The sequence below is a fragment of the Mesorhizobium sp. M7A.F.Ca.US.014.04.1.1 genome (assembly GCF_003998745.1).
Taxonomy (GTDB): Bacteria; Pseudomonadota; Alphaproteobacteria; order Rhizobiales; family Rhizobiaceae; genus Mesorhizobium; species Mesorhizobium ciceri.
Genome location: NZ_RZRW01000503.1, coordinates 1 through 4,161 on the forward strand (window position 1 = coordinate 1; position 4,161 = coordinate 4,161).

General features: G+C 60.1%; 3 protein-coding genes and 1 tRNA gene. All 4 read right to left on the reverse strand.

The genetic code is table 11. The features are described from left to right. Nucleotides 1-163: 163 nt before the first annotated feature. Nucleotides 164-240 (reverse strand) — tRNA-Pro (locus tag EOA22_RS26145). 354 nt (nucleotides 241-594) lie between these two features. Further along, complete coding sequence (locus EOA22_RS26150) at nucleotides 595-1,362, reverse strand: outer membrane beta-barrel protein (protein WP_013532224.1); 768 nt, start codon at nucleotides 1,360-1,362, stop codon at nucleotides 595-597. Between the two features lie 290 nt (nucleotides 1,363-1,652). Continuing rightward, nucleotides 1,653-2,909, reverse strand: coding sequence for an O-antigen ligase family protein (locus EOA22_RS26155; protein ID WP_063167772.1), 1,257 nt, complete (start codon nucleotides 2,907-2,909; stop codon nucleotides 1,653-1,655). Then, nucleotides 2,906-4,161, reverse strand: a 1,256-nt coding sequence (locus EOA22_RS26160) for an undecaprenyl-phosphate glucose phosphotransferase (RefSeq protein WP_127390315.1), incomplete at its 5' end; no start/stop codon positions are given. The genes EOA22_RS26160 and EOA22_RS26155, both read right to left, overlap by 4 nt.

Sequence of the window (4,161 nt, forward strand, 5' to 3'; positions counted from 1 at the left end):
GTTGAGATTACCGGCGCTGAGTGGGTGGATGTGTGCCAGAGGTAGCATTAGCACCAAGCCGGAGCTCAAGCGCACAGGACATGGTGCCCCGATCCGAGATTTGGCCGGGCTGACCGAAGCATCTGGAGAGGCGGACTTCGGGGGCAAGTCCTGCTTTCAAATTTGGTCGGAGTGGCCGGATTCGAACCGACGACCCCTTGACCCCCAGTCAAGTGCGCTACCGGGCTGCGCTACACTCCGGACCGCGGAAAGCCCTATATTCTCAAGGGTTCAGAAGCAAGAGGCGAATTCGCTGAAATTGGTGAAATGGGAACAGATGGTGTCCCGGTGTGCCTTTGGTGACCGAAAGTCACACCGACAAATCATACCGCAAGTGCTGCTTAGGTTCCGGTCACCGAGGGCGGACACACTACGTGCTTTGTCTTGCCCTGGAAGGGCATAGCCTGCACCGCTCTAGGCTGCAATTGCCCAAAGAAGTTCAAGACTTCGTTCAATCGCCAGAATGTTCGAAGGAATATGTAGGCTACGAGGAAAGGGGAGCGCTGACGAGCTCCCCTGACGCTAGATCTGATCCGCGAAAATGATGTCGATGCACTACTGACCCATTCCAAACTTGTAGGTTAGCCGGGCCATCACGGCATCGACCTTTGCCTCTGTGCGATAGGTCTCGGGATTGTCGCCGAGAGTGCCATCATCGAACACGTTGTCGCCCGTGCTCGTCTTATGGCCGAGGTCAACGTGGGTGTAGTCCACGCCAAGCGAGAGGTTGTTCGTAAGGGCATAGTCGATGCCAGCGCCGAGCGCATAGCCGTTCTGCCACTCATTCTTTTCGTAGGTCACCAGGGCGTCGTTGTCTCGGGCGCGGAAATCCACCTTGCCGCCGGCATAACCAGCCTTGGCATAGATCAGCACGCGATCGAAGGCGTAGCCGACGCGGCCGACGACCGTGGCATAATTCGAGATTTTGGCGGTCTCGGTGTCGCTGTCCGGGAAATAGGGGCTGGTGATGGTCTTGCGGATGCCCGTTGCCGTCCAGGTCGCTTCGCCGCCCAGAATGAACTGTCCCCACTGCCATTGCGCGCCTGCATGGATACCGCCGGCTACGCCGGCTTTGTTGAAGTCAAATCCTTCTGTTCCCGCCGGAACGAGGTCGGTGAAGAACCCACCGTTTGGCTCGGTCATATCCGTTGCCGTGATGTCACCATTGGCAACGCCGAGATGGCCGCCGACATAGAGGCCGCTCCAGTCATAGGCCGACCCCGCAACCGGGGCCAACATGTCTGCTGCTGACGCGGTGCTTGCCGACAGGGCGGCAACCGCGAGAACTGCTAAGAATCTATTCACGTATTTCTCCCAACCCAAGTAATTCCCTCGGGAACAACAATAGCCGGGAGCGAAATGAAATTATGTGATGTTTTTGCCACAACCGCATATTTTTGCCATGGACCAACCGTCCGTCGAGCACTCGATCTACACTGGCCTGACGCTTCAAAACGCAAATGAAGCCGAGTAAAGCGCATGTAGAGCGCCTAGTCAGGAAATCCATCAGAAACTTCGTATTCGGGAAGCTCTCGAAGCTGTCTTCGTCGTGATGTAGAGCGGGCCGGATCTCCACCGAAGGCCAACGTGAAGCCCTCTCACTCCCGCGACTTTTATGCCGGTGCCGGCGAGCCCTGTAAGGCAGGCCGCAACAGCAGTTGATGCCTATATTCCAGCGCGATGGCGCCCCAGATCAGGCCGAGCAGCAGGTAGACATGGCGCCAGTGGTCGATGTCGATGAAGGTGCCGAGCCCGATATTGCCGATGAAGGCGACATAGGCGCACAGGAGATAGGGCTGCCACGGCCGGTCGCGCAGCAGGATGCGGAAGCCGGCTGCTATCGTCCACAAGACGAGCGCGAGGAACGACACGAAGCCGAGCCAGCCATAATCCATCAGCATCTTCAGCCAGATGTCGTGGGTGTCTTCACCGAAGATCGTGCCGAAGACCAGCGGGCCGATGCCGAACGGATGCTCCATCGCCATCTGGAAGCCGATGCCGTAGCGGGCGAAGCGGCCGAGGCGGGCGGTGTCGTAGCTCTGTTCGAGATGGGCACGGTTGGAGAACATCTCCGACACGCCGGGCAGCTGCAGGATGACGATCATGGCGACGACCAGCAGCGCCAGTGCTGCAATCGTCATCACCACCACGCGCAGCCGGAACATGCCGCTGGCGCTCTGCAGGAACAGGCAGCCGGTGAGCAGGACGGCCGAAACGGCGAACATGCCCCAGGCGCCGCGCGAAAAGGAGAAGAAGATGCCGGCGGTGATGATCAGCAGTGGCACCGCCAGCAGCGGCATGCGCGTCACCGGTCCGGTCAGGAGCAAATAGAGCAGATAGATGCCGGGCAGCACCAGGAACGGTCCAAACACGTTCGGATCCTGGAAGGCGCCGGCGGCACGGTCGTATTTGGTGAACATCTCGGCGCCCGGAAAGGCATGGAAGTAGCCTGCAATGCCAAGCAGCGAGGTGGCCACGGCCGAAACCACATAGGCAATGAAGATCAATCGGTAGAGGCTCGGCTGTACGGCTGTGATCGATGCGAAGAACACCGCGCTGAAGGCGAGAAACAGCGACACGGCGAGATAGAGCGGCGTGTTGGCGAGGTCCGCCATCTGCGTCATGGAGATCATGCCGCCGATGTTCATCGTCACCAGCAGCACCAGCAGCGGCGTTGCCGCGCGGGAAATCCGCAAGCCGAAAAGCGCCCAGATGGCAATCAGCCCCGCCATGTAGAGCTCATAGGGCGCCGGCTCGCTGATGACGAAGCCGGACAGCAGAATGCCGATGAAGACCGCGCCCGAGGAAATCAGCGCGACCAGCTTGGCGTTGACCACGACCTGCGGCAGATCATGGCTGATCGCGCTCAATAGGCGTTTTCCGTATTGAGCAGCCGGAGCGGCGTCAGGAACAGGATCCGCAAATCGAACAGCAGCGACCAGTTCTCGATGTAGTAGAGATCATACTCCGTGCGCATGCGGATCTTCTCGTTGGTGTCCATCTCGCCGCGCCAGCCATTGATCTGCGCCCAGCCGGTGACGCCGGGCTTGACCTTGTGGCGGGCGAAATAGCCGTCGACGACCTCGTTGTAGAGCAGGTTATGCGACTGCGCGGCGATGGCGTGCGGACGCGGGCCGACCAGCGATAGCGAACCCAGAAGCGAATTGAAGAACTGCGGCAGCTCGTCGATCGAGGTCTTGCGGATGAAGCGGCCGACGCGGGTGACGCGAGGATCGTTCTTGGTCACCGTCTGCTTGGCGGTCGGGTCGGCCTTGTCGGTATACATCGAACGGAACTTATAGACCTCGATGATCTCGTTGTTGAAACCGTGCCGCTTCTGATGGAACAGCACCGGACCCTTGCTGTCGAGCTTGATGGCGATGGCGGTCGCCAGCATGACCGGCGAGAACACGACGATGCCGATCAGGCTGAAGACGATATCGAAGGCGCGTTTGGCCACCGAATCCCAGTCGTTGATCGGCTTGTCAAAGATATCCAGCATCGGCACCGCGCCGATGTAGGAATAGGCACGCGGGCGAAACTGCAGCGCGTTGGAATGCGCCGAAAGCCGGATGTCGACCGGCAGCACCCACAGCTTCTTCAGCAACTGCAGAACGCGGGATTCGGCGGTCAGCGGCAGCGACACGATCAGCATGTCGATGCGGGCTATGCGGGCGAATTCAATCAGTTCCGAAATGGTGCCGAGCTTGGGGTAGCCGGCGACGATGGGCGGCGAGCGCTTGTCGCTGCGATCGTCGAAGATGCCGCAGATGCGGATATCGTTGTAGGGCTGCTTTTCGACCGAGCGGATCAGGATTTCCGCCGCCTTGCCGCCGCCGACGATGACGGCGCGCCGCTCCATGCGGCCATCGCGCGCCCAGGCCCGGATCAGCTTCGACATTACCAGCCTGAGGCCGAAGATGAGAACGAAGCCGATGACGAACCAGCTGCCCAACAAAAGGCGCGAATAGTTTTCCGACATCTTCATGACGAACGCCGTCAGCGCCATCAGGGCGAAAGTGCCGGCCCAGACCAGCAGCACACGGCCGAAATTGGCGATCGGCCGCATCAGGGCGACGATCTGGTAGCAGTCGGTGACGTCGAGCCGCACCACGGCAAGGA